Annotated in this window: 3 rRNA genes; all 3 read right to left on the bottom strand. The window is 58.8% G+C overall.

What is annotated here, in order from left to right:
• Positions 1–8 precede the first annotated feature (8 nt).
• The 3 genes from rrf to ACFQQL_RS19075 all read right to left on the bottom strand — a co-directional run bounded on the left by rrf (position 9) and on the right by ACFQQL_RS19075 (position 5292).
• Positions 9–127 (bottom strand): 5S ribosomal RNA (rrf, locus tag ACFQQL_RS19085).
• A 100-nt stretch (positions 128–227) separates the two neighbouring features.
• Positions 228–3370, bottom strand: a 23S ribosomal RNA gene (locus ACFQQL_RS19080).
• 383 nt (positions 3371–3753) lie between these two features.
• Positions 3754–5292 (bottom strand): 16S ribosomal RNA (locus tag ACFQQL_RS19075).
• The 16S, 23S and 5S rRNA genes sit together here, the layout of an rRNA operon.
• Between the last annotated feature and the right edge of the window lie 20 nt (positions 5293–5312).

Raw genomic sequence — 5312 nt, 5'->3', positions numbered from 1 at the left:
GAATGGGTGTTCGGCGGTGTCCTGCTCTCCCACACGCTCGCGCGTGCAGTACCATCGGCGCTGAGGGGCTTAGCTTCCGGGTTCGGAATGGAGGCCGGGCGTTTCCCCGCTCGCTATGACCGCCGTAACTCTATTGACCTGTTTCACCGTGCCCGGTCGCGGGTGGGTGTGTTGGTCGGGAACCGTATAGTGGACGCTCGCACCACTGTTTCTGTGGTGTTGGTGTTGTGGGTAAGTTGTTGGCCAATTAGTACCGGTCAGCTCCACACCTTGCGGTGCTTCCACATCCGGCCTATCAACCCCATGGTCTGTGGGGGGCCTACACCACCCGAGGGTGGATGGAAACCTCATCTTGAAGCAGGCTTCCCGCTTAGATGCTTTCAGCGGTTATCCCTTCCGAACGTAGCCAACCAGCCGTGCTCCTGGCGGAACAACTGGCACACCAGAGGTTCGTCCGTCCCGGTCCTCTCGTACTAGGGACAGCCCTTCTCAAGTTTCCTGCGCGCGCAGCGGATAGGGACCGAACTGTCTCACGACGTTCTAAACCCAGCTCGCGTACCGCTTTAATGGGCGAACAGCCCAACCCTTGGGACCTACTCCAGCCCCAGGATGCGACGAGCCGACATCGAGGTGCCAAACCATGCCGTCGATATGGACTCTTGGGCAAGATCAGCCTGTTATCCCCGGGGTACCTTTTATCCGTTGAGCGACGGCGCTTCCACAAGCCACCGCCGGATCACTAGTTCCGACTTTCGTCCCTGCTCGACCTGTCAGTCTCACAGTCAAGCTCCCTTGTGCACTTGCACTCGACACCTGATTGCCAACCAGGCTGAGGGAACCTTTGAGCGCCTCCGTTACATTTTGGGAGGCAACCGCCCCAGTTAAACTACCCACCAGGCACTGTCCCTGGTCCGGATCACGGACCGAGGTTAGATGCGCAGTACGACCAGAGTGGTATTTCAACGATGACTCCACCACCACTGGCGTGGCGGCTTCACGGTCTCCCACCTATCCTACACAAGCCGTACCGAGCACCAATACCAAGCTGTAGTAAAGGTCCCGGGGTCTTTCCGTCCTGCTGCGCGAAACGAGCATCTTTACTCGTAGTGCAATTTCGCCGAGTTCGTGGTTGAGACAGCGGAGAAGTCGTTACGCCATTCGTGCAGGTCGGAACTTACCCGACAAGGAATTTCGCTACCTTAGGATGGTTATAGTTACCACCGCCGTTTACTGGGGCTTAAATTCTGAGCTTCGCCCACCAGAGGTGAGCTGACCCGTCCTCTTAACCTTCCAGCACCGGGCAGGCGTCAGTCCGTATACCTCGTCTTGCGACTTCGCACGGACCTGTGTTTTTAGTAAACAGTCGCTTCTCCCTGGTCTCTGCGGCCCTTTCCCCTAACCCGTGAAGGGTTTCAAGGTCCGGGCCCCCCTTCTCCCGAAGTTACGGGGGCATTTTGCCGAGTTCCTTAACCACGATTATCTCGATCGCCTCGGTATACTCTACCTGACCACCTGAGTCGGTTTAGGGTACGGGCGGCTAGTCCCTCGCGTCGAGGCTTTTCTCGGCAGCATAGGATCACCCTGCTTCCCCCATACGGGGTCACCATCCGGCCTGAGGCTCGATGAGACGCGGATTTGCCTACGTCTCGCCCTGCGCCGTTGGACGTGCCAAGCCATTAGGCACGCGGTGGCTACCTGTCTGCGTCACCCCTGTTCACACGCTTACCTACTACCGGTTCGGGTCCCACGCTCCCCCACCAGGCCCTCCCGAAGGAGGACCGGCAGGTTCGGGTGGTTAGCATCACCGGGCTCGGTATGGACGGTCCTTCGCCGGTACGGGAATATCAACCCGTTGTCCATCGACTACGCCTGTCGGCCTCGCCTTAGGTCCCGACTTACCCAGGGCGGATGAACCTGGCCCTGGAACCCTTGGTCAATCGGCGGACGGGTTTCTCACCCGTCATTCGCTACTCATGCCTGCATTCTCACTCGTGCGGCCTCCACCACTGGATCACTCCGCGGCTTCACCGCCCGCACGACGCTCCCCTACCCAGCCACACCCCTGCACCACCCGGGACGAACCCCGGCAGTGTGGGAGCTTGTGCGGCTGCCACGGCTTCGGCGGTGTGCTTGAGCCCCGCTACATTGTCGGCGCGGAATCACTTGACCAGTGAGCTATTACGCACTCTTTCAAGGGTGGCTGCTTCTAAGCCAACCTCCTGGTTGTCTTCGCAACTCCACATCCTTTCCCACTTAGCACACGCTTAGGGGCCTTAGCCGGTGATCTGGGCTGTTTCCCTCTCGACCACGAACCTTATCGCCCGCAGTCTCACTGCCGCGCTAACTATGCTGGCATTCGGAGTTTGGTTGACGTCAGTAACCTTGTCGGGCCCATCGGCCATCCAGTAGCTCTACCTCCAGCAAGCACCACGCGACGCTGCACCTAAATGCATTTCGGGGAGAACCAGCTATCACGGAGTTTGATTGGCCTTTCACCCCTACCCACAGGTCATCCCCTCAGTTTTCAACCTAAGTGGGTTCGGTCCTCCACACGCTCTTACACGTGCTTCAACCTGCCCATGGGTAGATCACTCCGCTTCGGGTCTAGGACACGCGACTCAAACGCCCTGTTCGGACTCGCTTTCGCTACGGCTCCCCCACACGGGTTAACCTCGCCACATGCCGCTAACTCGCAGGCTCATTCTTCAAAAGGCACGCCATCACCCCACACCCACCCAAAAGGCGGGGAAGGCTCTGACGGATTGTAAGCGCCCGGTTTCAGGTACTATTTCACTCCCCTCCCGGGGTACTTTTCACCTTTCCCTCACGGTACTAGTCCGCTATCGGTCACCAGGTAGTATTTAGGCTTACCAAGTGGTCTTGGCAGATTCACACGAGATTTCACGGGCCCCGTGCTACTCGGGACACCATCCAAAGGAGGCCACAATGTTTCGTCTACGGGGGTCTCACCCACTACGCCCGGCCTTCCCAGACCGTTCGACTACACCGCGACTTTCTCACTCCCCACCCCACACGGCAGCATGAGGTCAGACAGCTCCCACAACCCCGCCAACGCAACGCCTGCCGGCTTGAACACGCTGACGGTTTAGCCTCATCCGCTTTCGCTCGCCACTACTCACGGAATATCTCTTCCTACGGGTACTGAGATGTTTCACTTCCCCGCGTTCCCCCCACACGCCCTATACATTCAGGCGCGGGTCACCAGACATGACTCTGGCCGGGTTTCCCCATTCGGACACCCTCGGATCACAGCTCGTTTGCCAACTCCCCGAGGCTTATCGCAGGCTACCACGTCCTTCTTCGGCTCCTGGTACCAAGGCATCCACCGAACGCTCTTACAAACTTAACCACAAAAACACAACAGAAATCAGAAGATGCTCGCGTCCACTATACAGTTCTCAAACAACACACCACGACACCCCACACACCCACACAACGCGCATGCGCGGCAGCGACCGGCCAACCAGAAAAAACACACCCCCCCACCCCCCACAACCCCCACCCCACACACGCGGGGACAAACCAAAGGGGGGCCCCAAAGGGACCGGCGGGCCTGTTTCCTCAGGACCCAACAGTGCACCAAACAACGTCTCTTGATGTTCCACCCACGAGCAGCAACCACCCCCACACCCCACCGAACGGGGCACAGGCCATGGCCACCCACCCCCACACCACCACACCCACCCACAACCGGGGCAGACGCAGCACGCAGGGTCAGATGATGCTCCTTAGAAAGGAGGTGATCCAGCCGCACCTTCCGGTACGGCTACCTTGTTACGACTTCGTCCCAATCGCCAGTCCCACCTTCGACAGCTCCCCCCACAAGGGTTAGGCCACCGGCTTCGGGTGTTACCGACTTTCGTGACGTGACGGGCGGTGTGTACAAGGCCCGAGAACGTATTCACCGCAGCGTTGCTGATCTGCGATTACTAGCGACTCCGACTTCATGGGGTCGAGTTGCAGACCCCAATCCGAACTGAGACCGGCTTTTTGGGATTCGCTCCACCTCACGGCATCGCAACCCTTTGTACCGGCCATTGTAGCATGCGTGAAGCCCAAGACATAAGGGGCATGATGATTTGACGTCATCCCCACCTTCCTCCGAGTTGACCCCGGCAGTCTCCCATGAGTCCCCGGCATAACCCGCTGGCAACACAGGACAAGGGTTGCGCTCGTTGCGGGACTTAACCCAACATCTCACGACACGAGCTGACGACAACCATGCACCACCTGTGCACCGACCAAAAAGGGGCACCCATCTCTGGATGTTTCCGGTGCATGTCAAGCCTTGGTAAGGTTCTTCGCGTTGCATCGAATTAATCCGCATGCTCCGCCGCTTGTGCGGGCCCCCGTCAATTCCTTTGAGTTTTAGCCTTGCGGCCGTACTCCCCAGGCGGGGCACTTAATGCGTTAGCTACGGCACGGAACCCGTGGAAACAGACCCCACACCTAGTGCCCAACGTTTACGGCATGGACTACCAGGGTATCTAATCCTGTTCGCTCCCCATGCTTTCGCTCCTCAGCGTCAGTAACGGCCCAGAGACCCGCCTTCGCCACCGGTGTTCCTCCTGATATCTGCGCATTCCACCGCTACACCAGGAATTCCAGTCTCCCCTACCGCACTCAAGTCTGCCCGTACCCACTGCAGGCCCAGGGTTAAGCCCCAGGTTTTCACAGCAGACGCGACAAACCGCCTACGAGCTCTTTACGCCCAATAATTCCGGACAACGCTTGCGCCCTACGTATTACCGCGGCTGCTGGCACGTAGTTAGCCGGCGCTTCTTCTGCACATACCCTCAACCCCCCAAAAGGAGAGCCTTGTTCTGTACTGAAAGAGGTTTACAACCCGAAGGCCGTCATCCCTCACGCGGCGTCGCTGCATCAGGCTTGCGCCCATTGTGCAATATTCCCCACTGCTGCCTCCCGTAGGAGTCTGGGCCGTGTCTCAGTCCCAGTGTGGCCGGACACCCTCTCAGGCCGGCTACCCGTCGACGCCTTGGTAGGCCATCACCCCACCAACAAGCTGATAGGCCGCGAGCCCATCCCCCACCAAAAAATCTTTCCACACACCCCCATGCGAGGACGCGTGAACATCCGGTATTAGCACCGATTTCTCGGAGTTATCCCAGAGTGGAGGGCAGGTTACTCACGTGTTACTCACCCGTTCGCCACTAATCCACCCCCAGCAAGCTGGAAGCTTCATCGTTCGACTTGCATGTGTTAAGCACGCCGCCAGCGTTCGTCCTGAGCCAGGATCAAACTCTCCGAACAAAACCATCCCCCACCAACCC

It is taken from the genome of Georgenia alba (assembly GCF_042665525.1).
GTDB lineage: Bacteria > Actinomycetota > Actinomycetes > Actinomycetales > Actinomycetaceae > Allobogoriella > Allobogoriella alba.
The sequence above is the reverse complement of the archived record's forward strand: the minus strand, read 5'-3'. Positions and strand labels throughout refer to the sequence as shown.